The organism is Novosphingobium sp. BL-S-34, assembly GCF_056857015.1.
The window spans coordinates 108,511-133,483 of the sequence record NZ_CM166472.1 but is presented as its reverse complement, the minus strand read 5'-3'; the positions used below and the strand labels follow the sequence as shown (position 1 = coordinate 133,483).

The 24,973-nt window shown below is 65.0% G+C and carries 20 protein-coding genes and 3 tRNA genes; 6 read left to right on the top strand and 17 right to left on the bottom strand.

Going from position 1 to position 24,973, the window contains the following annotated elements:
- Nucleotides 1–43 precede the first annotated feature (43 nt).
- The 4 genes from AC1VV3_RS00590 to tkt form a co-directional block, all read right to left on the bottom strand.
- A complete protein-coding gene (locus AC1VV3_RS00590; RefSeq protein WP_132262152.1) occupies nt 44–1,243 on the bottom strand; it encodes a phosphoglycerate kinase in 1,200 nt (399 codons plus the stop codon).
- On the bottom strand, nt 1,240–1,674 hold the full coding sequence (locus tag AC1VV3_RS00585) for an MOSC domain-containing protein (protein ID WP_132264040.1): 435 nt from the start codon (nt 1,672–1,674) through the stop codon (nt 1,240–1,242). The genes AC1VV3_RS00590 and AC1VV3_RS00585 overlap by 4 nt, the downstream gene beginning before the upstream one ends.
- A 75-nt stretch (nt 1,675–1,749) precedes the next feature.
- Entirely contained in the window at nt 1,750–2,757 is a 1,008-nt protein-coding gene (gene gap / locus AC1VV3_RS00580) for a type I glyceraldehyde-3-phosphate dehydrogenase (RefSeq protein ID WP_132262150.1), read from the bottom strand.
- 16 nt (nt 2,758–2,773) lie between these two features.
- Nucleotides 2,774–4,762, bottom strand: coding sequence for a transketolase (tkt, locus tag AC1VV3_RS00575; protein ID WP_132262148.1), 1,989 nt, complete (start codon nt 4,760–4,762; stop codon nt 2,774–2,776).
- A 236-nt stretch (nt 4,763–4,998) separates the two neighbouring features.
- Between tkt and AC1VV3_RS00570 the strand changes: the two genes are divergently transcribed.
- The 4 genes from AC1VV3_RS00570 (at nt 4,999) to AC1VV3_RS00555 (ending at nt 6,705) form a co-directional block, all read left to right on the top strand.
- Nucleotides 4,999–5,214, top strand: coding sequence for a hypothetical protein (locus AC1VV3_RS00570; protein ID WP_132262146.1), 216 nt, complete (start codon nt 4,999–5,001; stop codon nt 5,212–5,214).
- 4 nt (nt 5,215–5,218) lie between these two features.
- Nucleotides 5,219–5,569 carry a cell division protein ZapA gene (locus AC1VV3_RS00565; RefSeq protein WP_431568434.1) on the top strand — a complete coding sequence of 117 codons (351 nt, stop codon included), beginning with the start codon at nt 5,219–5,221 and terminating at the stop codon, nt 5,567–5,569.
- 316 nt (nt 5,570–5,885) lie between these two features.
- The gene (locus AC1VV3_RS00560) at nt 5,886–6,488 is read left to right on the top strand and encodes a 5-formyltetrahydrofolate cyclo-ligase (RefSeq protein ID WP_465128060.1); all 603 of its coding nucleotides are present in this window, start codon (nt 5,886–5,888) and stop codon (nt 6,486–6,488) included.
- Nucleotide 6,489: 1 nt separating this feature from the next.
- Entirely contained in the window at nt 6,490–6,705 is a 216-nt protein-coding gene (locus AC1VV3_RS00555; RefSeq protein WP_132262141.1) for a DUF2842 domain-containing protein, read from the top strand.
- Nucleotides 6,706–6,824: 119 nt separating this feature from the next.
- Here AC1VV3_RS00555 and AC1VV3_RS00550 read toward each other — a convergent pair.
- The 7 genes from AC1VV3_RS00550 to thyA form a co-directional block, all read right to left on the bottom strand.
- A tRNA-Asp gene (locus AC1VV3_RS00550) sits at nt 6,825–6,901 on the bottom strand.
- Nucleotides 6,902–6,989: 88 nt separating this feature from the next.
- A tRNA-Asp gene (locus AC1VV3_RS00545) sits at nt 6,990–7,066 on the bottom strand.
- 392 nt (nt 7,067–7,458) lie between these two features.
- Nucleotides 7,459–8,043: a YdeI/OmpD-associated family protein gene (locus AC1VV3_RS00540; RefSeq protein ID WP_431568432.1), complete on the bottom strand. Its 585-nt coding sequence runs from the start codon at nt 8,041–8,043 to the stop codon at nt 7,459–7,461.
- A 23-nt stretch (nt 8,044–8,066) separates the two neighbouring features.
- Complete coding sequence (locus AC1VV3_RS00535; RefSeq protein ID WP_482961930.1) at nt 8,067–9,410, bottom strand: dihydrolipoamide acetyltransferase family protein; 1,344 nt, start codon at nt 9,408–9,410, stop codon at nt 8,067–8,069.
- Nucleotides 9,411–9,414: 4 nt separating this feature from the next.
- A complete protein-coding gene (locus AC1VV3_RS00530; protein ID WP_134094932.1) occupies nt 9,415–10,467 on the bottom strand; it encodes an alpha-ketoacid dehydrogenase subunit beta in 1,053 nt (350 codons plus the stop codon).
- A gap of 5 nt (nt 10,468–10,472) precedes the next feature.
- Nucleotides 10,473–11,771 (bottom strand): thiamine pyrophosphate-dependent enzyme, encoded by a 1,299-nt coding sequence (locus AC1VV3_RS00525; RefSeq protein ID WP_314463425.1) that lies wholly within the window; start codon nt 11,769–11,771, stop codon nt 10,473–10,475.
- A gap of 154 nt (nt 11,772–11,925) precedes the next feature.
- On the bottom strand, nt 11,926–12,816 hold the full coding sequence (thyA, locus tag AC1VV3_RS00520; RefSeq protein ID WP_465128241.1) for a thymidylate synthase: 891 nt from the start codon (nt 12,814–12,816) through the stop codon (nt 11,926–11,928).
- 313 nt (nt 12,817–13,129) lie between these two features.
- Between thyA and AC1VV3_RS00515 the strand changes: the two genes are divergently transcribed.
- Nucleotides 13,130–15,262: a TonB-dependent siderophore receptor gene (locus AC1VV3_RS00515; RefSeq protein ID WP_132262132.1), complete on the top strand. Its 2,133-nt coding sequence runs from the start codon at nt 13,130–13,132 to the stop codon at nt 15,260–15,262.
- A 143-nt stretch (nt 15,263–15,405) separates the two neighbouring features.
- Here the strand turns inward: AC1VV3_RS00515 and AC1VV3_RS00510 are convergent, their stop codons facing one another.
- The 6 genes from AC1VV3_RS00510 to AC1VV3_RS00485 all read right to left on the bottom strand — a co-directional run bounded on the left by AC1VV3_RS00510 (nt 15,406) and on the right by AC1VV3_RS00485 (nt 24,002).
- Nucleotides 15,406–16,293: an OmpA family protein gene (locus AC1VV3_RS00510; protein WP_431568429.1), complete on the bottom strand. Its 888-nt coding sequence runs from the start codon at nt 16,291–16,293 to the stop codon at nt 15,406–15,408.
- A 591-nt stretch (nt 16,294–16,884) separates the two neighbouring features.
- Nucleotides 16,885–17,664 (bottom strand): hypothetical protein, encoded by a 780-nt coding sequence (locus tag AC1VV3_RS00505; protein ID WP_431568428.1) that lies wholly within the window; start codon nt 17,662–17,664, stop codon nt 16,885–16,887.
- Between the two features lie 97 nt (nt 17,665–17,761).
- Nucleotides 17,762–20,050 carry a TonB-dependent receptor gene (locus AC1VV3_RS00500; protein ID WP_431568427.1) on the bottom strand — a complete coding sequence of 763 codons (2,289 nt, stop codon included), beginning with the start codon at nt 20,048–20,050 and terminating at the stop codon, nt 17,762–17,764.
- Between the two features lie 101 nt (nt 20,051–20,151).
- Nucleotides 20,152–21,351, bottom strand: coding sequence for a TetR family transcriptional regulator (locus AC1VV3_RS00495; RefSeq protein WP_431568426.1), 1,200 nt, complete (start codon nt 21,349–21,351; stop codon nt 20,152–20,154).
- A 112-nt stretch (nt 21,352–21,463) separates the two neighbouring features.
- Entirely contained in the window at nt 21,464–23,653 is a 2,190-nt protein-coding gene (locus AC1VV3_RS00490) for a TonB-dependent receptor (RefSeq protein WP_431568425.1), read from the bottom strand.
- Nucleotides 23,654–23,925: 272 nt separating this feature from the next.
- A tRNA-Pro gene (locus AC1VV3_RS00485) sits at nt 23,926–24,002 on the bottom strand.
- Between the two features lie 354 nt (nt 24,003–24,356).
- Between AC1VV3_RS00485 and AC1VV3_RS00480 the strand changes: the two genes are divergently transcribed.
- Nucleotides 24,357–24,947 carry a hypothetical protein gene (locus AC1VV3_RS00480; protein WP_431568372.1) on the top strand — a complete coding sequence of 197 codons (591 nt, stop codon included), beginning with the start codon at nt 24,357–24,359 and terminating at the stop codon, nt 24,945–24,947.
- The last annotated feature ends 26 nt before the right edge of the window (nt 24,948–24,973 follow it).

The window sequence follows — 24,973 nt, the reverse complement described above, 5'->3', positions numbered from 1 at the left end:
TCATCGGTCCCGGATCAGGTCCGGGACCGATGGTGTAATCGACTCAGGCCGAAAGCGCGGCCACGCCCGGAAGTTCCTTGCCTTCCATCCATTCGAGGAAGGCGCCGCCTGCCGTCGAGATGTACGAGAAGTCGTCCGCCACGCCGGCGTGGTGAAGCGCCGCAACCGTATCGCCGCCGCCGGCAACCGAGACCAGCGAGCCCTCGCGGGTCAGCGCGGCAGCGGTTTTTGCCAGGGCCACGGTGGCCGCATCGAAGGGAACCGTCTCGAACGCACCCAGCGGCCCGTTCCACACGAGCGTGCGGCAGGTCTTGAGCACGTCGCCCAGGGCTTCGACGGCCAGCGGGCCGACGTCGAGGATCATCTCGTCAGCGGCCACTTCATGAACGTTGCAGGTGCGCAAGCTGGGCGGATTGGCGGCGAATTCCTTCGAGACGACCACTTCGTAAGGGAGGTGGACGGTGCAGCCCGACTGGTCGGCCACGTCGAGGATCTCGTTGGCCGTGCCGGTAAGGTCGTGCTCGCAAAGCGACTTGCCCACGTCCACGCCCTTGGCGGCCAGGAACGTGTTGGCCATGCCGCCGCCGATGATGAGGTGATCGACCTGGGTGACGAGGTGCTTGAGCACGTCGAGCTTGGAGGAAACCTTCGCGCCGCCGACGACGGCCGCGACGGGCTTTTCGGGCTTGCCGAGCGCCTTGTCGAGCGCCTCGAGTTCGGCCTGCATCGAGCGGCCGGCATAAGCGGGCAGCACATGGGCAAGACCCTCGGTCGTGGCATGGGCGCGGTGGGCGGCGGAGAAGGCGTCGTTCACGTAGAAGTCGGCATTGGCGGCAATGGCCTTGACCAGCTCGGGGTCGTTCTTTTCCTCGCCCTTCCAGAAGCGCGTGTTCTCCAGGATGGCGATGTCGCCCGCGCGCAGGATGCCGACCGTCTGCTTGACGACGTCGCCGGCGATCTCCGGCACGAACATCACTTCCTTGCCGAACACCTTTTCGACCGCGCCCACCACCATCGACAGCGACATGGTCGAGACGCGCTCACCCTTGGGGCGGCCGAAGTGGGCCAGCAGCAGCACCTTGGCGCCCTTTTCGGCCAGTTCCAGCACTGTCGGCGCCGCGGCGCGGATGCGGGTGTCATCCGTGACCTGCCCGTCGTTCATCGGCAGGTTGAGGTCGACGCGCACGAGCGCGACCTTGCCCGTCACATCACCAAGGTCGTCAAGGGTCTTGAAAGCGCTCATTGCTCGATCCTTATCTCGTCACCGACGGCGATCGTGCCGTCTGTCAGCACCGTGCCCAGCACGCCGCCCCGCCAATCCGGCAGGAGCGCGGCCATGAGCCCCGGCACCACGTCTTCCATGCGGCTGCATGGGTCGCATTCCATGGTCACTGCGATGCGCAGGCTTTCGCCGATGGCGATGACGCAGCCTTTCTCGCGCGGAAGGTGCATCCCGTTCACCCGCAGGCCTTCGACCAGCAAGTTGGCGCGCCGTGCATGCCAGGGCGGACAATCGCCCTCCGCCAATCCCAGGTCGCGCAGCGCGGCCAGCCAGTCTTCGGCTGCCAGCAGCGAGACCTGTCGGCGCGGCACCCGGCCCGGACGCACCGCGCCGCGAAAGTCCCCCTGGACTCCCGCGGCGGCAGTTACGGCGGCGGACCGCAATTCCTCCATCGGCGCGCGCGGCCGTTTGCGCCGCGCGATACCGATGAGGCGGCCCGCCTCCATCAACGCCTCAGAGCAGGCGCATCAGAGGAACTTGGCCATTACGCCGGCCGTGTCGACCATGCGGTTGGAGAAGCCCCACTCGTTGTCGTACCACGACAGGACGCGGACCAGCTTGCCTTCGAGGACCGAAGTCTCGAGGCTGTCGATGGTCGACGAATGGGCGTCGTGGTTGAAGTCGATCGAGACCAGCGGTTCTTCGGTGAAGGCGAGCACGCCCTTGAGTTCGCCCTCGGCCGCTTCCTTGAGCAGCGCGTTGACTTCTTCGGTGGTGGTGTCGCGCTTCGGCACGAAGGTCAGGTCGACGACCGAGACGTTCGGGGTCGGCACGCGGATCGACGAACCGTCGAGCTTGCCCTTCAGGTCCGGAAGAACGAGGCCCACGGCAACGGCGGCGCCGGTGCTGGTGGGGATCATGTTCATCGCGGCAGCGCGGGCGCGGCGCGGATCGCTGTGGATCTGGTCGAGGATCTTCTGGTCGTTGGTGTACGAGTGGATCGTGGTCATCAGACCGCGCTCGATACCGATCTTCTCGTGCAGAACCTTGGCGAAGGGCGCCAGGCAGTTGGTGGTGCACGAGGCGTTCGACACGACGACGTGATCGGCGGTCAGTTCCTTGTGGTTCACGCCGTAAACGACGGTGAGGTCCACGCCCTTGGCAGGCGCCGAGACGAGCACGCGCTTGGCGCCTGCGTCGATGTGCTTGGAGGCCGATTCCTTGTTGGTGAAGAAACCGGTGCATTCCAGAACGATGTCCACGCCCTGCGCGGCGTGCGGCAGGTTGGCGGGATCGCGCTCGGCCGTCACATGAATGCGCTTGCCGTTGATGACGAGATCGGTGCCGTCAACTTCCACGGTACCTTCGAAAGTACCGTGGACGCTGTCGCGCTTGAACAGGAGAGCATTGGCCTTGGCGTCCGCCAGGTCGTTGATCGAAACCAGCTCGAGGTCATGGTCCGTGCGTTCGAGAATGGCGCGAGCGACATTGCGCCCGATACGTCCGAAACCGTTGATCGCAACCTTGGTCGCCATTGCAATAATCTCCTCTTTAAACGCTGAGCTTGTTGAGAATCTTCGGAACGATCGCCTCGACGGTGAAGCCGAAGCGCGCGAACAGGTCCTTGGCCGGGGCCGAGGCGCCGAAGCGGTCGAGACCGATGTTCAGGCCGCCGTTGCGGCTCTGTGCGGTATAGCGTTCCCAGCCCATGGTCGTTCCGGCCTCGATCGAGACCTTCAGGATCGACGCATCATGGGGAAGGATCTCGTGCTGGTAGGCTTCGTCCTGCGCGGCGAAGAGTTCCATGCACGGCATCGAGACGACATCGGCGCCGATGCCCTGCGATTCCAGTGCGTCCTTCACCTTCACGGCCAGTTCGACTTCCGAACCGGTGGCGATCAGGATCACCTTGCGGTCGGCGCCGGCATGGCGGAGCGTGTAGGCGCCGCGGGCCGAGAGCATGTCGCCGCTGCTGCGAAGCTGCGGCAGGTTCTGGCGGGTAAGGGCCAGGACCGAAGGCGTTTCCTCGGATTCGAGCGCGATGTTCCAGCACTCCGCCGTCTCGATCACGTCGGCCGGGCGGAACACGTAGAGGTTCGGAATCAGGCGCATGGACATGACATGCTCGACCGGCTGGTGAGTCGGACCGTCTTCGCCGAGACCGATCGAATCGTGCGTCAGCACGTAGATCACGCGGGTCTGCTGCAGCGCCGAGAGGCGGATCGCATTGCGGCAGTAGTCCGAGAAGATCAGGAACGTGCCGCCGTAGGGGATCACGCCGCCGTGCAGGGCCATGCCGTTCATGGCCGCGGCCATGCCGAATTCACGGATGCCGTAATAGACGTAGCGGCCGCCGTAGTTCTCGGGATTGAACGGATCCTGGCACTTGGCCTTGGTGTTGTTCGAGCCGGTGAGGTCGGCCGAGCCGCCGATCATCTCGGGGATGGCCGGGGCCAGCACGTTCAGCCAGTTTTCCGACGCCTTGCGGGTGGCGACGGTGGATTCGCCTTCCAGCCATTCGGCCAGCTTGGCGCGGATCGCATCGGCTTCCGGCAGTTCGCCGGCCATGCGGCGGCTGAATTCCTCGCCCTTGTCGGAAGCGGCCAGGCGGCCGAACCATTCCACATGGGCAGCCGCGCCGGCTTCGCCCGTGGCGCGCCAGTCGGCCAGGATCTCTGCCGGGATCTCGAAGGGAGCCGAGGTCCAGCCAAGGTATTCGCGGGCCGCGGCGACTTCGGCATCGCCCAGAGCGGCGCCGTGAACGTCATGACCGCCCTGCTTGTTGGGCGCGCCTTTGCCGATCACCGTGCGGCAGGCGACGAGCGTGGGCTTGTCCGAAGCGGCGGCAGCGGCCAGCGCGCGTTCGATGTCCGCGAAGTCGTGGCCGTCGCAGTCCAGCGTTTCCCAGCCGGCGGCGCGGAAGCGCGCGGGGATGTCTTCGCTGGTGGAGAGCGCGGTATCGCCGTCGATGGTGATGTGGTTATCGTCCCACAGCACCTTGAGGCGGCCCAGCTTGAGATTTCCGGCGAGGCCGATGGCCTCGTGGTTGATGCCTTCCATGAGGCAGCCGTCACCCGCGATGACCCAGGTCTTGTGGTCCACAAGATCGTCGCCGAACGTGGCATTGAGATGACGTTCCGCCATCGCCATGCCCACGGCCATGGCCAGACCCTGGCCGAGCGGGCCGGTGGTGCATTCCACGCCTTCGATCAGGAAGTTTTCCGGATGACCGGCGCAGACCGAGCCGAGCTGGCGGAAGTTCCGGATGTCGTCCATCGTCGGGCTGGCATAGCCGGTCAGGTGGAGCAGCGAGTAGACCAGCATCGAGCCATGGCCGGCCGACAGCACGAAGCGGTCGCGGTCGGCCCACTTGGGCTGTGCGGGGTCGAACTTGAGGAACTTCGAGAACAGGACGGTCGCGACGTCGGCCATGCCCATGGGCATACCAGGGTGGCCGCTGTTGGCCGCCTGGACCGCGTCCATCGACAGCGCCCGGATGGCATTGGCCATCGGCGCGAGACGGTCAGCAGCAAGGGTCATCGTGAAGGCTCCGGAAACGGAAAGAATGGGACGATTCGAACTTGCCGACCCCCTTTAGGGCGAGGCCGTCTCCCGTCAAGTTCACCTAAGGAGGATTGGCCTGCCGCCTACATGAGGACTTGTACAGGGATGCGCCAATCATATGGTGGCACATTCGTCTCGTCTGATCGAATGCACTGTGAACAAGGCGGGGCAATTGATTGCCTTTTGGCGTTTTCACGGTAGCGCAGGCGGCAATGGAAAAGGTGACGAACGAGGCCGCTACAGAGCAGGCAATCGACAGGATCCGGGCCGCACTCGCACGGCTGGAAAGCGCGGTATCGCATAGCCGCGACTTGCAGGACCGCCACGGCCGCCTGCGCGGCACGGTCGAGGACACGCTGGGCGAGATCGACGCGCTGCTGGCGCAGCACCGCCAGCCCCAGCATCTCCCCCCGCAGCAGAAGCCCTGAGCCAATGGCAAACATCTCCCTGATGATCGGCGGACGCGAATTCATGCTCGCCTGCGCGGACGGCGAAGAGGCTCACCTCACCCGCCTGGCCGAGATGATCGACGAAAAGCTGGCCCAGGCCGGCGCAGTGGGACAGACCGAGCCGCGTATGCTGCTCTTCGCCTCGCTGATGCTGGCCGACGAACTGCACGAGCTGCGCCAGCGCGCCCAGCAACCCGCGGCGGCGCCGGTCGCCACCCCGCCGCCCGCGCCGGTACCGGAAATTCCCGAGGTGCTGGTCGAGGAACTGGCGCGGATCGCCGATCATGTCGAAAAACTTGCGGACCTCCTTGAGCAGAGCGCTCCGAACGCCTAACTAGGGGATGACGGGATCTGCCCGGCACGAGCCGTTCGAACATCCCTGAGGCTATAAGCAATCCAATGGGGTCTGTCCCTGCCCGGACCGTGGTCCGACGCACATGGTCCCCACCTGACGTCGAGGCGTCAGAGGATTTCTAGGCAACGACCCAAGGTGGACCCGTCACCCACTCCGCACAGGCCCCGAAGGCCCGCTTTCGGCCTTATCCTTTCGGCACGCGAGATGCCCGAATTCCGACATGCCGCGAAGGCGCTTCGGTGGTATTGTCGCGGTTCCGAACTTTCTGGCCTGATATTCTAGAATGGGACTCACGGTGGATTCGTCGCCTCCTCTCTCCCCCACGATCGAGAAAAGCGCCTTGCGCAAGGCGCATCGCGCCGCGCGTACGGAGCATGTCGCCTCGCTGCCGCAGGGCATGCGGGCGCTCGTCCTCAATCGCCCGCCCGCGCCTGTCGCGGAAATGATGCCCGAGGGGCTGACGATCGGCCTCTACGCCCCCGTGCGTGACGAAGCTCCGGCTTTCGGCTGGGCGCGATGGCTGTCCGAACACGACCGGCGCATCGCCCTGCCCTGGTTCTCGGAGCGCGAAAGCGCGATGGAGTTTCGGGAGTGGGCCAATCCCTTCGACGAGGAACAGCTGACGATCGGCCCCTGGGGCGCTCTTCAGCCCCTGCCCGACGCACGGCCGGTGGTCCCGGCCATCGTCGTGGTGCCGCTGCTCGCTTTCACGGCCCAGGGGCATCGCCTCGGCCAGGGCGGCGGCCATTACGACCGCTGGCTCGAAGCCAATCCCGACGTTCCCGCGATCGGCCTTGCCTGGGACTGCCAGTTGGCCGAAACTCTCCCCCTGGAGCCGCACGACCGCATTCTCGACGCGATCGTGACGCCGACCAGAATCTACGAGGGAGAGATCTGACTTGCGCGAAACCCCGACCTGGCGAATCCCCATCGGGGTGCTCGCGCTGTTTGCGGCGCTCTGCGTCTACGGCCTGCTGCTGGCGCGCTACCTGCCGCCGGTGATCGGCAACTGGCATGTGCTGCTGCAGACGCCGGTCTACCTAGCCCTCGGCATCGTATGGATATTGCCGCTGAAGCGGTTTCTGATCTGGATGGAGACCGGGCGCTGGGGATGATTCCCCGGCGCTTTTTTCTTGCCCCGCGCACGGCCCTGAAACGGAGCAGGCAAAAGAAAAGGCCGGGTGTTAACCCGGCCTGTTTCGTATCATTGCTTTACCACTTCCCGGGAAGGAAATGGCGCGAGTGACGGGGCTCGAACCCGCGACCTCCGGCGTGACAGGCCGGCACTCTAACCAACTGAGCTACACCCGCGCAGCAATGTATGTGAGGTTTTTAGACTACCTCAAGTCGCTGGTTTACCAGCATTTCCCCTGCCTGTCACAGGCAGGAAATTCCCAAGTGGCGCGAGTGACGGGGCTCGAACCCGCGACCTCCGGCGTGACAGGCCGGCACTCTAACCAACTGAGCTACACCCGCGTTCTTGCGGTTGCGTCCGCTTGGGAGGCCGCCCTCTATGTCAGCACCGGGTGCCTGTCAACGCACTATTCCAGGCCAGGGAAGATTTTTGCGACGACGCCGCGACTAGCCTGTGGACAGTTTCGACAGCCCGCGGATTTTCGTGAGGTTTAGGCCGGTTTCATGGCCCGAAGGCAAAGTCCGGTGCCTTCGCGCGAACAAAATGGCAGGAAAAAACTTTCCGGTAACGCCGGATCAGGCACGACAGGAGCGGAAGGCCGAGTTGGTCGAGGGGCGATTCTGCATCCTTGAGCCACGCACATCGGCAATCGGGCCCATCAACTCTGTCGGACTTGATATGGCACCGCCGCCTGGAGAGGCACGCCCGCCGATGCACCCCCCGCCCTGAGGCCTCACGCGCCCTTGCGCGGCTTCTCGTACTTCCAGTTGCGCGTCTTGCCTTCGGCGATCCATTCGGCCGCCTGGGCCATGCGCTTGTCCCGCGTTGCCGCCGTCTTCGCCTCGGTGATCCATTCGAGATAGTCGCGCCTGTGCGAGGGCGCGAATCGTTCGAACGCCGCCTGCGCCTGCGGCACCGCCGCGAGCAAGGCGGCGAATTCTGCGGGCATGGGGATTTCCGGACGCGGCTTTCGTTCGGCTCGCGCCCTGGCAGGAGGACGGCCGCCAAGAATACGATCCGCCGCTTCGTGCAGCAGTGCCGACAATTCGGCTTCGCGGGGCATGTCCGCCTCGGATGCCACACGGATGAAACGGCGCGACATGGCATCGCCGTGGATACCGAAAGCGCAATGCGCCTTGAACGCGCTCATCCCGGCGACGTTCTTGCCCCGCACGGTAAAGTGGGGGACGCTCCACTTGATGGCCTCCTCGGCCTCAGGGAGCGCGCTGTGCGCCATGTCGCGCAGCTGTTCGAGCAAGGGGCGCAGCGGCTCAGCAGACCGGGCGATATAGTCATCGACACGCGGATCCCTGCCCATATGCGCTGCTCCAGCCCCTCAGCCTAACCCGCCAGAATAAGCGCCGGCGCCTCGATCAGCTTCTTGAGGTTCTGCGCGAAGCTGGCTGCATCCCACCCGTCTACCACGCGGTGATCGCAGGACATCGAGATATTCATGATCTTGCGCTTTTCGATGCGCTCCGCGCCGTCCGCGCCCTTCACGAACATCGGCCGCTCGACGATGCGGTTCGGACCGATGATCGCCACTTCGGGGCGATTGATGACCGGCGTGGTCGCCACGCCGCCCATCGGCCCGAGCGAGGTAACGGTGATGGTCGATCCCGAAAGCTCGGAAGACTTCGCAGACCCGTCTCGCGCCGCATTGGCGAGACGGCCGATCTCGGCGGCGAGTTGCCAGAGGTTGCGATCCTGCGCGTCGCGGATCACCGGGACCATCAGGCCCGCGGGAGTCTGCGCCGCCATGCCGAGATGCACGGAGCCATAGCGCGTCACCACGCCCGCCTCGTCATCGTAATGGGCGTTGAGCATCGGATACTTCGGCAGCAGCTTGCAGATCGCGGCGATGAGGAACGGCAGCATCGTCAGCTTGGGGCGACCGTCCACATTGGCTCCCCTCCCCGCATTGAGCTGTGCGCGCGTTTCCTCCAGCGCCGTCACGTCGAATTCCTCGACATAGGCGAAATGCGGGATCTGGCGCTTGGACGCCGCCATGTTCTCGGCGATGCGGCGGCGCAACCCGATCACGCGGACCTGTTCGTCCTGACCCTTTCGCCCGGCCGGCTGGAAACCGCCCGCGGCGTTATAGGACAGGAAGGCGTCGAGATCCGCATGACGCAGGCGGCCGTCTTCGGCGGGGCGCACTTCGCCAAGGTCGATGCCGAGATCGGCCGCCCGCTTGCGGACCGCCGGGCTGGCCATGACTTTCGAATGAGCGGCCGGGCGCGGCTGCGGGGCCTTGGCACCAGCGGCAGAAGGAGCAGGTTCCGGAGCGGGCGCCGGAGCCGGTTCGCGCTTCGGCTCGGGAGCCGGTGCCGCCGCCTGCTCGACGCGCGCGACATCATCGGCATCGGGCGTTTCCGCCGCGATCCGCTGCTCGACCACAGCAGCCTTCGGCGCAGGCGCACGGTCGACCTCGTTGCCGGCGCCTTCGACCTCGATCACCACCAGCGGCGAGCCGATGGCGATCACGTCGCCCGCCTCGCCCGCCACTTCGATCACGGTACCCGAAACCGGGCTTTCCATCTCGACCGTGGCCTTGTCAGTCATCATGTCGGCCAGACGGCCGTCTTCCTCGACCGTGTCGCCGACCTTGACGTGCCAGGCGACGATCTCGGCTTCTGCGATGCCCTCGCCGATGTCCGGCAGGCGGAATGTGAAACGACCCATCGGATCAATCCTTCATGAGCCGATCGACCGCCTCGCCAATGCGGACGGGACCGGGGAAATAGGCCCACTCGAGGCTATGCGGATAAGGCGTGTCGAAACCCGTCACGCGCTCCACCGGCGCCTCGAGATGATAGAAGCAGCGTTCCTGCACGAGCGTCACCAGTTCCGCGCCGAAGCCGGACGTGCGGGTGGCCTCGTGTATCACCAGACATTTGCCCGTCTTCTCCACCGACTTTTCCACAGTGTCGATGTCGAGCGGGACAAGGCTGCGCAAGTCGATGATCTCGGCATCGATGCCCTTCTCGGCCAGGACTGCCTCGGCCACATGGACCATGGTGCCATAAGTCACGACGGTCAGCGCCGCGCCCTCACGAACCACGCGCGCCTTGCCGAGCGGAATGCGGTAGTAGCCCTCCGGCACCTGGCTTCCCGGCAGACCCTTCCACGGCCGCGAAGGGCGGTCGTAATAGCCGTCGAACGGGCCGTTGTAGATCCGCTTCGGCTCGAAGAAGATGACCGGGTCGTTGTCCTCGATCGCCGCGATCAGCAGGCCCTTGGCGTCATGGGGGGTTGCCGGGATCACCGTCTTGAGACCGGCGACATGCGTGAACAGCGCCTCCGGGCTCTGGCTGTGGGTCTGGCCGCCGAAGATGCCGCCGCCGAACGGAGAGCGCACGGTGATCGGCGCGACGAATTCGCCGGCGGAGCGATAGCGCAGGCGCGCCGCTTCGGAGACGAGCTGGTCCAGGCCCGGATAGATATAGTCCGCGAACTGGATTTCCGGCACCGGGCGCAGGCCATAGGCGGCCATGCCCACGGCAGCGCCGATGATGCCGCATTCGTTGATCGGCGTATCGAACACGCGGTTCCTGCCAAACTTCTTCTGCAGCCCTGCCGTCGCGCGGAACACGCCGCCGAAGTAGCCGACATCCTCGCCCATGACGACGACATCGGGATCGCGCGCCATCATGATGTCGAGCGCGTCGTTGATCGCCTCGATCATGTTCATCGAACGGCTCGGCGCGTCGTGGAGGCTGACGGGGTTTTCCTCGATCATGGTCCTCACTCCTTCCACTCCGGCCATTTGATCTGTCGCTCGCGAATGGCCTGCTCGGCCTGTTCCTGGAGATGCCATGGCAAATCCTCGAACACGTCTTCGAACATGGTGTGGAACGGATGGTGCAGACCGTGGCCGAGGATGCCGTTCTTCTCGGCCTCCTTGGTGGCCGCCTTGACCTGCTCGGCCAATTCGCGGTCCATCGCCTGGTGCTGATCCTCAGACCATTCGCCCAGCGCGATCAGATGGCGCTTGAGGCGCATGATCGGATCGCCCAGCGGCCAGTCCTCCGCCTCGCGCGCGGAGCGGTAGGCGCTGGGATCGTCCGAAGTGGAGTGGCCTTCCGCGCGGTACGTGAAGTGCTCGATCAGCGTCGGGCCCTTGTTCGCGCGGGCCCTGTTGGCAGCCCATTCCATCGCCGCGTAGACCGCCAGGATGTCGTTGCCGTCCACGCGCAGCCCGGCGATGCCATAGCCCGCCGCCCGTGCCGCGAAGGTCGTGCGCTCCGCGCCGGCGAAGCCGGAGAAGCTGGAGATCGCCCACTGGTTGTTGACCACGTTGAGCACGACCGGCGCGTTGTAGACCGCCGCGAAGGTCATCGCCGCGTGGAAGTCGCCTTCCGCGCTGGAGCCTTCGCCCACGAAGCTGGTGGCGATGCGGGTGTCGCCCTTGATCGCGCTGGCCATGGCCCAGCCCACCGCCTGCGGGAACTGCGTGGCGAGATTGCCGGAGATCGTGAAGAAGCCGTAGTCCTTGGCCGAATACATGATCGGCAACTGGCGGCCTTTCAGGGGATCGGCGCGGTTGGAGTAGATCTGGTTGATCATCTCCACCAGCGGATAGCCGCGGGCGATGAGGATGCCCTGCTGGCGATAGCTGGGAAACACCATGTCATCCGCCGCAAGCGCATGGGCGCAGGCGATCGAGATCGCCTCCTCTCCAGTGCACTTCATGTAGAAGCTGGTCTTGCCCTGCCGCTGGCCGCGATACATGCGATCGTCGAAGGCGCGGGTAAGCGCCATCGTCGCGAGCATGCGGCGCAATGTCTCGGCATCGAGACCGGGATTCCACGGACCGACCGCGCGGTCGTCGTCGCCCAGCACGCGGATCATGTCCAGCGTCAGGGGCCAGGTATCCTGCGCCTCGCAGGCCTCGTCCGGCCGGGCCAGAAGGCCCGGTTCGGGGATTTCCAGGTGCGTATAATCTACCGTATCGCCGGGCCGATACTTCGGCTCGGGGACATAGAGATCGAGTGGCGGCAAATTGCCGCGTGGCTTGCCTGTGCGAACCGGGCCTTCGGCCATTCTGGTTATCCTCTCCCGATGTTACGGGCCGCGAAAACCTGAACTGCGCAAGGAAAAAGGGACGAACCTGGCGCGTTTCAAAATTCCACGGTCAGGTCATATTATTTCAACCTCCAGCAATGTCAATCCATAGTGAGAGGCATCGAAACCAGCCTCAAACCGCCACGGGAGCGGCGATATGGGCCTGCGGCGCGTAGCCCGAGACCACGAAATCCTCGATGCGGTAATCGAAGATCGAATCGGGCTTGCGGGCGATATCCAGATGGGCCTCTCCTTGCGGGACCCGCGAAAGCTGCTCTTCGACCAGCGCCGCGTGATTGAGGTAGAGATGGACATCGCCGCCCATCCAAACGGCCTCGCCCGGCTCAAGGTTGCATTGCTGTGCGAACATCCGCGTCAGGAGCGCCAGGGACCACATGTTGAAGGCGAAGCCCAGGCCCAGGTCGCAGCTTCGCTGGTAGAGCGCGCAGGAGAGCCGGCCATTGGCGACGTGGAACTGGTAGGTCTTGTGGCAAGGCGGCAGGGCCATGGCATCGAGTTCGGCGACGTTCCAGCCTTCGATGATGTGGCGGCGGCTGCCGGGATTGGCCTTCAGGCTTTCCACCACTTGCGCCACCTGGTTCACGCCGTCCGCACGCTTGCGGAACAGGCCCTCGCCCGCATCCTCGTAGACCGGCCAGTCGACCCATTGCTTGCCATAGACCGGGCCGAGATCGCCCCATTCCGCGGCAAAGGCCGCATCCTCGACGATGCGGCGCGAGAAATCGGCGCGCGCGATCGCCTCGCCGGTTTCGCGGCGATAGCGGTCCAGGGGCCAGTCGGTCCAGATTTCGACGCCTTGTGCGCAGAGAGGGCGGATATTGGTCTCTCCGGTCAGGAACCAGAGCAGTTCGCGGGTGGCCGTCTTCCAGTAGACCCGCTTGGTGGTGAGCAGCGGCATCGCCCCGCCGGACAAGTCGAACCGCACGGTCGCGCCGAAAACCGAGCGCGTGCCGACGCCGGTGCGATCCACGCGCTCGTCGCCCTCCTCCCAGATGCGGCGCATGAGATCGAGGTATTGCCACTCCCAGTGGCGCGCGGCCTTCGGGGCGGCGCCAGTATCGGGGCCGGAGTCAGGGCCGGAGTGAGAGGCAGAATCGGCGGTCAGTGTCTCGGTCATGCCGGGGAGCCTAGCCCAATGCCGACGCCAAGGAAAATAGCGGCGAGGCTTGCGGAGAGAAGGAAAGGAAAAAGGCGGCCTTCCCTCCACTGTTGCACCCAGGACACAGTTTCCGGCGAATGATCCTCGCGCATTGATAGTCATTCCTATTAGCGTTAACGGCGCAGTTATTGAGAATGACTTGCATGAGGGAAAGTCTATGAAATCCGCCCGCTCGCTCGCCCTTTGTGGCGTTGCGCTCCTTGCCGTATCGACCGCCGCCACTGCCCGTGCAGAGGATCAGGCCCCGAGCGTTGCTGGCGAAACCGGCGTGGAAGATGGCAGCATCGTCGTCACGGCCGGCGTTACCGGTACCAAGACGGAAACGCCGCTGATCCAGGTCCCGCAGCCGCTCACCGTCATCACCTCCGATACGTTCACCTCGCAGGGCGCCATCTCGATCAGCGACACGGTGAAATATGCCGCCGGCGTCCTGGCCAATCCCTACGGCCGCGATACCCGCGTGGACGGCTTCAACATCCGCGGCATCGATGCGCTGCAGTTCCGCGACGGCATGCGCGACATCTTCAGCTATTACGCCAGCATCACGGCCGATCCCTACAACTTCTCCCGCGTGGAAATCGTGCGCGGCCCGGCATCGGTGCTGTTCGGCCAGGGCTCGATCGGCGGCCTCGTGAACCTGGTCTCCAAGACCCCGGAGTTCAAGACCGGCGGTGAAGTGAACCTCGTCTACGGCAGCTTCGACCGCAAGGAAGCCATGGGCGACGTCAACCTGGCCCTGGCGGACAACCTGGCGATCCGCGCTGTCGGCCGCGTGCGCGATGCCGATACTTACGTCGATCACGTCCCCGACGACCGCGTGATGTTCGCCCCGTCGATCCGCTGGCAGCCCACCCCCGACACCGACATCGTGCTGACCGGCCTCTACCAGGAGGACGATACCGGATCGACTTCGCAGTTCCTGCCCATCGTCGGCACGTTCAGCCCCAACCCGGCGAACCCCACCGGCCGCCTGGGTCGATATACTTTTGTGGGCAAGGCGGGCTGGGATCGCTACGCTGGTCGCACGCTGCAGGGCGGCGGCGCGATCACGCACAAGTTTTCCGACGCTGTCCGCCTCAGCGTCAAGGCCCGCTACATCGACAGCGACCTCGAATACAAGACGCACTACGCCGACAGCTATTCCTATCCGCTCGATCCGTACTCGGTCTATGGCACCGATGGCCGCACCATCGGCCTGACCGCCGATGCCAGCGACGCGCGGATGAACGTCTTCTCGACCGACAACAACCTGCAGTTCACCTTCAACACCGGCGCCAACATCGAACACAAGCTGCTGGTCGGCCTCGACTACAGCTGGAACAAGGTCGGCAAGCGCAATGCCAGCGGCAACGAAGTGGTTGATCTCTACGACATCGACTACGATGCCTTGCTGACCTACGAGCCCACCGGGCCCTTCGCCAATGTCAGCCAGAAGCAGCTTGGCGTCTACGTTCAGGATCAGATCCGCTTCTACGACCGCGTCTCCGTCGTGGTGGGCGCCCGCCGCGACCACGTGACGTCGTCCGCAGGAACCGAGGACAACGCCACGACATTCCGCGCCGGGATCATTGGCGAGATCGGCGCCGGCTTCTCACCCTTCTTCAGCTATACGGAAAGCTTCCTGCCGCTGGCCGGCACGCTGGCCGACAGCACGGGCACGCCCGGCGCGCCCTTCAAGCCCCAGACCGGCAAGCAGTTCGAAGCGGGCGTGAAATGGCAGCCGGAGCCGAGCACGCTCGTGACGATCACGGCCTTCCACATCAAGCAGCGCAACCGCGTCATCTATGGCCCCGGCTCGGCCATCGACCAGTCCGGCGAACTGACCACGAAGGGCGTGGAATTCGAAGCCAGCCATACCCTGCCGGGCAACTTCGAACTGCTGGTGAACTACGGTTACAACCAGCTCAAATCCGAAGTGAACAGCAGCCTCGACTATATGCCCCGCCACACGGCATCGGTATGGTCGACCAAGACCTTCGGCGTCACCGACGACGCCCAGCTGCGCCTCGGCGCCGGCGTGGTCTACAGCGGCAAGAGCATTTCGACCGGACTGATGGACCCTTACGGCCTGAACCCCAGCGTCATTCCTGCCGGTTCGCTCTATTCGGTCGTCACGCCTTCGCGCACCACCGTCGACGCCCTGGCGGAGATCAACTGGGATAGCTGGCGCCTCGCACTCAACGCGACGAACCTGCTCAACAACAAGTACTTCGCCTCCTGCCTGGCGCGTGGCGACTGCTTCGTGGGCGCGCCGCGCAACGTCATGGCGACCCTGGGCTATCGTTTCTGATAGCCTGAGCGCAAAAAACCCGTGCTTCCGCATGATCGGAAGCACGGGGCTTGCAGGATCTGGCGAGTGGCTGCGACTTGAGAGTCGAACATGCCGTTCGCCGAACCTGGACAGCGGGGCGGGCCATGCCCGCCCCGTTTTCCTTACAGGCCGTCGAGGCCCTTGCTGACCAGGATGTTCACCGCAACGCGGCGGTTCTGGGCCTTGCCTTCGGCAGTGTTGTTGTCCGCCAGGGGATCGGCTTCGGACATGCCGGTCGGCGTCAGCATGCGATAGGGCTTCCAGCCGCAAGCCTGCTGCAGGTAGTTGACGACCTTGCCCGCGCGCTTCTCGCTGAGAGCCTGGTTGAAATCGGGGCTGCCCGTGGAGTCGGTGTAGCCGACGACCAGCAGCAGCGCGTTATCCATGCCCTCGGCCGAGCTGGCGGCCGCGCAAAGCTCCTGCTGTGCCTGGGGCGACAGGACGGCCTTGCCGGTGTCGAAGTTCACGTTGGTCGTGCTCTTGACGTTGTACTGGTCGATATCGCCCATGCGGCCGCGCAGGGCTTCGGTGGCAGCCGTCTGCTCGGCAAAGCGCTGGTCGGTGCCGTTATGGATCATCGAGGCGGTCTTCAGATCCTTGTTCTGAAGATTGATCTGGCTGGCGACCAGACCCGCGCCCGACTGCATCGTCTTCACCGTCACCGGCAGGCCGTTGAGCAGCTGGGTGGCGGGCAGCTTGTTGCTCGCCATGCCGAGGAAGCCGCCGCTGGCCTTGATCTTGGTGGCATCGTTGATGGTGATGACCGAATTGGCGCCATCCGCGCTGGTCACCTGCATGCGGGCGCCGCTGCGCGCGGAAATGATGCCCTTTACTTCGGGGCCTTCGGTCATTTCGCCCGCGTCAACCGGGCGATCGCCGTAAACGGTTGCCGAAACGTCGGCCGCAGGCGGTTCCTGTTCCTGCGCCTGGACAGACAGGCTGACCGAGGCAGCGCCGGTCAGCGTGGCGAGCAGCAAGAGAACTTTGGGGCTTTTGGACATGATAGACATCGCGCTACTCCTTCAAACTCGACCAATCGGGCCTGCGTACAGCAGCTTTTCGTCCGACTGCCGGCGGGGCCAAAATGCGCCCTCGGCTGTCGAAGCCCGTCCCTTTAGCTTCGTATGATATGCGGCACGGAGCCTCACCTGAACGCTATGGATCTTCTGGGTGTTCAGATTAACCTTGCGGGCGCATGAACACCCCCGGCATGCCGGGTGGTTGTGCAGGTAATTCGGGCGCGCCGTGCGACGAACCGTTGTCTACAGGGTCGCTCGGGGCATCATGTCTTGTTGAAGGCGCGCAATATAGAACCCGGCGCAGTGGTGATCCCTCGCCGTCAATACACAAAGCAATCGTCTGAGTTCACGGGCAAATTTGCCGCAGCGCTGCGACGGAGCGGCCTTAGCTGTTCGTCCGGGCCTGCGAATCTGTTGCGGCGCTGCCTGCGACAACTTCGAGCCCGAGCGGCCTCCTCTGCCGTCGGCTTTCAGACATGGCGCACATGTCCTTGGATAGGCGTGGTTTTTCGAGCGACCAACGACCGACGACCGGAGCAGCGAAAATGCTGCCGGTCATCGGGTGCGTTCGGTAGCGGGAGTTCAGGCCGAGGCTTCGGTGATGAGCCGGGCCTGCGCCATCGTCAGCTGGGCGATCACGTCGCTCAGCAGATAGACTTCGCGGCCGCGCGTCCAGGGCTGCGCGGAGCGGGGATCGTAGTGCACGGGCAGCGGCACTTCGCGCGCGGCGGCGGCGGTCATGCCGTGCTTGCGCGACACCAGGATGCAGCGCTTCACATGGTCGCGGTGGCCCACGACGGCCACTTTGCCCAGAGCCTGCGCCGTACCCGCCCGGGCGACGGCGGCTTGGGCCACTCCGTCCGTGCTGAGGTAGGTCTTGCGCCCATCCGCGCCCTTCACCGGAAAGATCGCGAAGACATCCTTCATCCGGTACTTCTCGGCCAGGATCTGCGCGATTTCCCACTGCGCGTAGACAGGCACGTCCCGCACTTGCCTGATGGCATGAACGGCATCGGCCAGCATGGCGTTGATCGGACCCGCCTCGGGCGTTTCCTCGCCGTCCGAAAGGCCGGTCCTGGGATCGACCTTGCCCGTGGCCGAGCGGTAGCCGAAGCTGTACGCGACGACACTCTCTGCCTCGCGCACGGGAAAGCTCGGATATTCCCAGCGAAATCCGGCGTCGGCAATATGCGATGCGAGCTGGCGCGCGGTGGCCTCGTCGCCCAGTTCGCCCTGCAGGGTCTGCGCCATCAGCTGTTCGAGGGAGCCGAGATCCGCCCCCCGTGCCCTGCCGGGATCGAGCGCCTGCGCCAATGCGGATGGTGCGGCCAGGAGAGTCGTCGGCGCACCGACAAGAAGCATTCGCCGTGTGGTCATGGCATGGTCCGTGATGGAAGGTGCAAGGAATTCCCGCCGCCATGTCGGTGGCGGCGGGACAGGTCTGCTTGCCGGGTTGGCGTCAGAATTCGAAGTTGACGAAGCCGCCCACCGTGCGCCGGGCATTGGGCGAGGTGTAGTGGAGCAGGCCCAGCACGCCGTACTGCTGCCAGCCAGTGGAGAAGTACTTGTCGAAGAGGTTGCGGGCATAGACGCCCACTTCCACGCGGCTGTTCGGCAAGGTGACGCTGACCCGGCCATTGACGAGGCCATATCCCGGCACGTTCGAATAGGCTGGCTGGCCGACGACGGTCCAGTACTCGCTGCGATAGGCATAGTCCGCGTGAGCGCGCAGTCCCATGCCCGAGCCGAATTCGTGGTCGTAGTCGATCGAAGCGGTGCCCGACCATTCGGGCGAGTTGGTCAGGCGCGTGCCGGTGTAGTTGGTCGTCGCGTTGTAGACGTAGTCGGTGAACTTGGCGTCGGTATACGTCACCGCGCCGGAAAGCTGCAGGCCGCGCATCGGTTGCACGACCAGGCTGCCTTCGATGCCCTGGGTGCGCAGGCCACCGGCATTGCCGATCACCGTGGCGTTGATCAGCCCCCCCGAACCGTCCGGGATCTGCGTCAGGATCGTCGCCTGGAAGTCCTTGAAATCGGACCGGAAGGCATCGAGGTTGAAGCGCAGCCGGCGGCCGAACCATTCGGACTTGATACCCGCTTCCCAGGCCTTGACCGTCTCGTCCGCATAAGGCGCGTACTTGTTGCCGACGAAGGCGATGCCGGCCGGCTTGTAGCCGGTGGAATAGCTGGCATAGACCATGACATTGTCGGCAAGCTGGTACTGCGGCGCGATGCGGAACGAGAAGTTGTCACCCTTCACGCGGCCGAAGTCGAAAGCCGGCGCGGCGCTGGAGGCCACGAAGTTGGGCGTATAGCCCGCGACCGATACCGGGTTGATGGTGACGTAGTCCAGGCTCTGCGAATTGTTGTCATGCGTGTAGCGGGCGCCCAGCGCCAGGCTGAGGCGCGGCGTGAAGTTGAACTTCAGCTGGCCGAAGGCCGCCATGGTCTCGTTCACGGCATCGAACAGCGAGGCATTGCCGTCCTCGCCAATGGCGCCGGTCAGCGCGATTAGCGTCGGCAGCGGCGTGCCGGCGGCATTGTAGAGCGGCTGGCCGCCGGTCGACCACTGGAGCTGGGTCTGGCGGGCATGAAGGCGGTTGTAGAAGGCGCCGACGAGATATTCCACGAAGCCGCCGGTCGGCGAGGCGAGGTGGATTTCCTGGCTGAACTTGTCGGTATCGAGCTGGCCCAGGTTGAAGGGGATATAGGCGTAGCGGTCGTAAGGCGTCAGGCTGGCCGGGGTCGAATTGTCGTAGCCGGTGACGCGGTAGGCCGTGATCGAGGTCAGGTCGTGATCGCCGATCTTGGCATTGGCGCGCAGCGAAGCGCCCCATTCCTCCGTGGTGATCTCACCGAACGAGGAGTCCGCCGTGTCCGCGCTCCGGGGGCCGGGGTAAACGCCCAGTTCGTTGAGGATCGCCGTGACTTCGGCCGGCTGGCCCGAGACCGGAGTACGCACGCTGCTGTCCCAGTGATAGGCATAGTCGCCGGAGACCGTCAGGTTGAAGCTGTCCGAAGGCTCCAGGTAAAGGCGCGCGCGGCCGCCATATTCGTGCTGCGAGCCGACCTTGCGGTTCAGCGTCACGTTGCGGCCGAAGCCGTCGAAGGCCTGGTCGAAGCCCGAGACGCGCAGCGCCGCGATCGGGCCGAGCGGGACGTTGACCGTGCTGTTGAGGATGCGTTCGTCATGCTCGCCGAAGCTGGCGCTGCCGCGCAGCGACCATTCCCCGATCTGCGGCTTGGTGGTCGTCACCGCGATCACGCCCGAAGTGGCGTTCTTGCCGAACAGCGTGCCCTGCGGGCCCATCAGCACATCGACGCGGGCGATGTCCACCAGGCCGGTCAGGCCGTTGGCGCGCTGCCCGTCCATCACCACGTCGTCGACGACCACGCTGACCGACTTGGCGTTCGAGAAGTCGAACGAGGTGCTGCCCACGCCGCGGATCTGGAAGGCCGCGCCCTGGGTCGGGTCATACTGCACGCCGGGCATCGTGTACTGAAGATCGGTGACCGACGTGTAGCCGGTCTTGGCCAAGGCCTCGCCGTCGATCGACTGGATCGCCAGCGGCACTTTCTGGCTGCTTTCGGCGCGGCGCTCGGCCGTCACGGTGATTTCGGGAAGGGCATCGTCCGCGTTCGGGCTCGCCTCTTCGGCATGCGCGGCCAGGGACCAGCACGGCGCCAGCGCGCCGGCGAGAATCGTCGAGAGAAGGTGGATGGTACGCTTGCGCGGGAAAGCAGACATGGGGGCTCCGTCCTGTTGACCGTGGGTCTCAGGACGCGCCTCTAGAACGGCATCATGACTCTTTCAGGACAGCCGTATTGTCTTTTTTTCGATATTTTACGTCATATCAAAACACCTGTACTGCCTTCCGTGAGAAGCCGGACCATATCCGGCCCCGGCAACCAATCCGCTTCCGTGGCCAGGCTGCGCAGGCCGTTGCCGATCGAGGCCACGACCAGCGCCTGGACCCGCGCACGGTCCGAATCCACGGGAACACCCAGCCACCCGGCATATTGGGCATGGACGTTTTCGGCGCGGCGACGGCGCATATCGATGGCGAAGGGCCGAAAACCCGGATCGGTCAGCGCCGCAAGCGCGCACTCGTGCGTCAGGCGGATGATGTCGCCGCTGCCCAGCCTGGCACCGGTGTCCCGGATCTGGCCGCGCAGCCGCAAGTAGACCGCCTCCACCCCCGCGAAGAGAATGTCGCGATGGGTGGGGAAATGGTGGGCCACGCTTGACGTCGCCACGCCCGCGACTTGCGCCACCGCACGGTGGGAAAGCACGCCCACGCCCTGCCCCACGATCAGGTCCGCGATATGCTCGGCGATGGTGCTCTTGGTTCCCTGCTGCGGCAGCGCGCTCTCGTCGAGCGCGGCGGCAGCGGGCACGGCCAGCCGCTCGACGAGGGCCATGTGCCACCGCGACCCGGCCGGGTCGCCGCTGCCCTGCCCGCCGCGCAACATGCCGCGCACCGTGGAATGGCGCAGCAGCCGGTAATCGGTCTCGTCGGACAGGACGATCGAGAAGACCTGCTCATCCAGGCAATAGCAGGCGATGAAGCGCGCCACCCGCTCGCCCTCCGGCGTGGACGGCAGAATGTCGCGCCAGAGCCCCTCGGCCTCTTCGAACAGCAAGGCGATGGCCGGCAGGGCGCTCGGCTCCCGAGCCGCCAACAGGGCCAGTTCGCAAGTGACGATCGCGGAAGTGCGGCGGCCATGCGCGCCCTCGTCCAGCCATTCGCAGACGAGATCGGCCAGTAGCCCCGAGCCGAGCACATCGTGCCCCGCCACGCGCGCGCCCCATTCCCGCCGCGCGCGGGCCATGAGTTCGATCTCCCGGTCAAGCACGGCCGCGATCAGCGCGGCACGATCGCCGATGCGATAGCTGATCGAACCGACGGAAGTCTCGGCTTCCTCGGCAACGGTGCGCAGGCTCATGCCCGAGATCCCGCGCGCCGCCGCCACGCTGCGGGCGGCATCGACGAGGCTGGTGATGTCACGCGGGTTGGAGCGGGTTTTGCGGTCGCCTGGGGATGTCATCCCACCGTGCATATCGCCCGTGGCGGCGCAGTCCAGACGGCGCCGCGTATTTCCGCATGGCGCAAGTGAGAAGGCGGCCGGTCGCGATGTCCGGCCGCCTTCGCGAAGCGGATCAGAACTCGATCGAGGCCGAGGCCTTGAAAGTACGCGGTCCGCCCTGGAGCAGCTGGGTGCCGAACACGGCGAAGGCGGATGCCCAGTACCGCTTGTTGGCCACGTTATCGACGTTGAAACGCAGCGTCAGCGGCCTGTCACCGCCCAGCAGCGCGACATAGCGCGCGCCGAGGTCGAAGCGCGTCCAATCGTTCAGCTCCAGCGTATTGGCCCGGTTCACCGCCTGCTTGCCGGTGTAGACCACGCGTCCGGTCAGGGTGAGCGCGGGAAGGAAGGGCATGTCCCATTCCACGTTGGCGTTCGCCAGCAGGTCCGGCACGCCCACCGCGTCATTGCCCTCATCCACGCCGCCATCGGTACGGCGCAGCTTGGCATCGTTGTACGTGATGCCGCCGATGACGCGCAGGCCGTCGGTCGGCTCGCCGTCCATGGTGAATTCGATGCCGCGGTTTCGCTGCGTGCCGAAGTTGCCGAATTCATAGAGGCCGAGGTTGTCCGCATCGGGACGATAGAAACTGTTCGGCTTGTCGATCTGGAACACCGCCAGCCCGGCATTGAAGCGGCCCAGGTTCACCTTGCCGCCCACTTCGTACTGGACCGACTTGACCGGCGGCAGGACCTGCCCGCCGTTGGACACGGCCACATCGACGCCGTTGATGTTGATCAGGCTCGCAGCCGCAGCGCCCTGAGCGAGGCCTTCGATGCGGTTGCCGTAGAGCGACAGACCCGCGACCGGCTTGACCACCACGCCGACCACCGGCGTGATCGCGTCCTTGTCATACCCTTGGGTTCTGGCGCCATCGCTATAGGCGTAAGATGTCGTCTTGATCTGCTGAAGGCGCAGGCCGCCGGTAACGAGGATGCGATCGTCCCAGAAACCGACCGTATCGGACGCAAAGACGCTGGCCACTCGCGTGCGGCTGATCGGGAACGGATCGTCCAGGTCGCCGCCCGAGAAGGAGGACGCCGGCCGCGCCACCTCGGGGGTATCGTAAAGGTTGGTCGTATAGCTCTGGAAGAAATCGTAGGCGTTACGGTTGACCTGCCAGCTTGCAGCCACCCCGACGTTCACCTCGTGGCTGACGCCGCCGCCGTTCAGCTTGACGCGAAGGCCAGCCGTCGCCGATTCGTTGTTGTCGGTGCGCGGGATCCGCGAGCCACTGCCCGTGGCGGCGCCGGTGGCCGGATCAAGCAAGGTGATCCCGGCCGTGATCTGGTCTTCCTTGCCGTCGCGCGCGCCGAACTTGGCGTAGACCATGGCATTGTCGGACAAGTCGTATTCCGCGCTGAAGGTGCCGAAGAAGTCCGTCGTCTGGATGAGGCTCCAGGGCTGGGAATAATTGGCATCGGCGCCCGGTACGCGCGGAATCACGTCGCCGATCGCGACTTTGGGGCGCCAGTTGGACTGGCGCAGGCGCTGGTAGTTGACGTTGAACATGGCACGCAGCGGGCCGCTGTCGTAATCGACCGTGGCGCCCACGACATAGCTCGAATGGAATTCGTCCTTGATCGCGATGTCGCCGCGGCGCGCCGATCCGTTGACGCGAATGCCCCACTCGCCGTTCTCACCGAAGCGGCGCGCGACATCCACGGCGCCCGAGAAGTGGGAATCGGAAGTATAGCCCACCGTCGCGCGGATCATGTCCCGCTCGGCCTTCTTGGGCATCAGGTTGACGCTGCCGCCGATGCCGCTGCCGCCGGGAGCCGCACCGTTCAGGAAGGCGCTGGCACCATTGATGACCTGCACCGAAGAGAACAGCTCCGGCGCGACGAGCTGGCGCGGGGTGATGCCGTAGAGGCCATCGAAGCCGATGTCGTCCGAATTGAGTTCGAAACCGCGGATGACGAACACTTCCCCGGCAATGCCGAAGCCCAGAGTGGTGCGGATCGTCGGATCGTTCTCCAGCACTTCGCCCAGGGTGTCGGGCTGCTGATTCAGGATCAGTGCCTCGTTATAGGCGCGCAAGTTGAACGGGATGTCTTCCGCCGCCTTGTTCCCCAGCGCGCCGAGGCTGCCGCTGCCGCTGACCTGGGTCTGGTTCATGCGCTGCGCGGAAACGAGAATTTCCGCAGCGCTTTCCGGCGCGGGATCGGCCTCCTGCGCCAGCACCGCCATCGGCGCCAGGGCGCTCACGCCTGCCAGGAGAAGCGCGGAAAAACGAAAGGTCTCGCGATTGTTGATTGTCATGAATTCCACCCTGAATCTTGTTCCCGGGTGCATGACGCATGTGCGAATGAGTTGCAATAACTGAAATATGGCGGTTACACGAAGCGTGCCCGGATGCCTGCCCCGCACTGCAGCATTGGCCGGCAATCTCGATAATGAGGACAGGCTCTTGCGGTTTCCTTTTGGAAGAACCCGGCTTCCGCCGCTGCCGGAGACCTGAGTCCGACGCGAACTCCAGACAGCAAAAAACCCAGCGTTTCCGCTGGGTTTCTAAGCCTCACCCGAAGGTGAAATGGTCGGGGAAAGAGGATTCGAACCTCCGGCCCCTGCCTCCCGAAGACAGTGCTCTACCAGGCTGAGCTATTCCCCGACCGGGTGGGCGTTCCGAAGAGCGCCCGGGGCAGGAGCGCGCCTATATAGGGCGACTCCGGGGGTGGCAAGGGCCCAATCCGATTTTTGTGCGCCATGACCCCGAATGAGCCCGCAAACACCCCTGCCCGCCACCCGAAAACCAAGGAAATTCCAGCAAAAACAGAAATTTCCACAGGCTCGTTTTTCTTGATCCTACCCTGCCGAAGCCATGCGCTTGCGGGTCCTGCTCTTGGTGAAAGGGCACGAATCGCGTGGTTCGCACGGGCGGATACCTCTTTCGGCCAGCCCTCTTGTCGCACCTCCGACGCTCGGGCAGAACGGCGGTGAGGATGCGCGGTCGCCAGGAGTGACGATGCGAAACCTGCCTTTCCGCCTTATCCCGCCAGTCTGCGCCGCCGTTTGCGCCGCCATCTGCTCGGCGCTGTCTGGCCCTGCCTTCGCATCCGGGCAGGAGGCCGTGCTGACGCCCCTTGCGCTCTCCCCCGGCCTCAACGCCGTGCCTGACATTGCCGGCACCGGACAGGAAGGCTCGATCGCGCAGCTCTGGCGGCAGAACAACAAAGTGCGCGGCCAGCACATCTTCCTGGTAAAGGTCGGCGAGATCGCCGCCACGCTGGAAGGCCGCGAGCAAATCATCGACATGCCCCATGTGGGTGACGACGTGATCCGGTCCGTCCGCTTCGCGCGCGGGAATTTTCGCGGCAAGTCCACACTCTATATGCTGATCGCCAGCCGCGATGTCGGCACTTCGCCCTATGAGGCAGCGACCACGCACATACAGTCCTTCGCTCTGGTGCAGGATCATGCGGCTTTCGACTTCGCGCCGGTGCGCAGTTTCGTGGCCGCGCAGAAGTATTGCCATGCCGACGCGGCGCTCCTGGCGGAGCTGAACTTCCCGCTCTCACCCATTTACGCCGGGCGCGTGACGCCGACGGGATGCTGAGGCCAGGCACCGAGCGGTAGCCGAAC

Excerpts from the sequence above, each read along its gene's own strand:
- AC1VV3_RS00585 (WP_132264040.1), bottom strand. The coding sequence starts at position 1,674 with ATGGAGGAATTGCGGTCCGCCGCCGTAACTGCCGCCGCGGGAGTCCAG.
- AC1VV3_RS00535 (WP_482961930.1), bottom strand. The coding sequence starts at position 9,410 with ATGGGTCGTTTCACATTCCGCCTGCCGGACATCGGCGAGGGCATCGCA.
- gap (WP_132262150.1), bottom strand. The coding sequence starts at position 2,757 with ATGGCGACCAAGGTTGCGATCAACGGTTTCGGACGTATCGGGCGCAAT.
- AC1VV3_RS00590 (WP_132262152.1), bottom strand. The coding sequence starts at position 1,243 with ATGAGCGCTTTCAAGACCCTTGACGACCTTGGTGATGTGACGGGCAAG.
- AC1VV3_RS00480 (WP_431568372.1), top strand. The coding sequence starts at position 24,357 with ATGCGAAACCTGCCTTTCCGCCTTATCCCGCCAGTCTGCGCCGCCGTT.
- AC1VV3_RS00530 (WP_134094932.1), bottom strand. The coding sequence starts at position 10,467 with ATGATCGAGGAAAACCCCGTCAGCCTCCACGACGCGCCGAGCCGTTCG.
- AC1VV3_RS00565 (WP_431568434.1), top strand. The coding sequence starts at position 5,219 with ATGGCAAACATCTCCCTGATGATCGGCGGACGCGAATTCATGCTCGCC.
- AC1VV3_RS00570 (WP_132262146.1), top strand. The coding sequence starts at position 4,999 with ATGGAAAAGGTGACGAACGAGGCCGCTACAGAGCAGGCAATCGACAGG.
- AC1VV3_RS00505 (WP_431568428.1), bottom strand. The coding sequence starts at position 17,664 with ATGCTTCTTGTCGGTGCGCCGACGACTCTCCTGGCCGCACCATCCGCA.
- thyA (WP_465128241.1), bottom strand. The coding sequence starts at position 12,816 with ATGCGCCGCATCTGGGAGGAGGGCGACGAGCGCGTGGATCGCACCGGC.
- AC1VV3_RS00495 (WP_431568426.1), bottom strand. The coding sequence starts at position 21,351 with ATGACATCCCCAGGCGACCGCAAAACCCGCTCCAACCCGCGTGACATC.
- tkt (WP_132262148.1), bottom strand. The coding sequence starts at position 4,762 with ATGACCCTTGCTGCTGACCGTCTCGCGCCGATGGCCAATGCCATCCGG.
- AC1VV3_RS00490 (WP_431568425.1), bottom strand. The coding sequence starts at position 23,653 with ATGACAATCAACAATCGCGAGACCTTTCGTTTTTCCGCGCTTCTCCTG.
- AC1VV3_RS00500 (WP_431568427.1), bottom strand. The coding sequence starts at position 20,050 with ATGTCTGCTTTCCCGCGCAAGCGTACCATCCACCTTCTCTCGACGATT.
- AC1VV3_RS00540 (WP_431568432.1), bottom strand. The coding sequence starts at position 8,043 with ATGGGCAGGGATCCGCGTGTCGATGACTATATCGCCCGGTCTGCTGAG.
- AC1VV3_RS00515 (WP_132262132.1), top strand. The coding sequence starts at position 13,130 with ATGAAATCCGCCCGCTCGCTCGCCCTTTGTGGCGTTGCGCTCCTTGCC.
- AC1VV3_RS00510 (WP_431568429.1), bottom strand. The coding sequence starts at position 16,293 with ATGTCTATCATGTCCAAAAGCCCCAAAGTTCTCTTGCTGCTCGCCACG.
- AC1VV3_RS00525 (WP_314463425.1), bottom strand. The coding sequence starts at position 11,771 with ATGGCCGAAGGCCCGGTTCGCACAGGCAAGCCACGCGGCAATTTGCCG.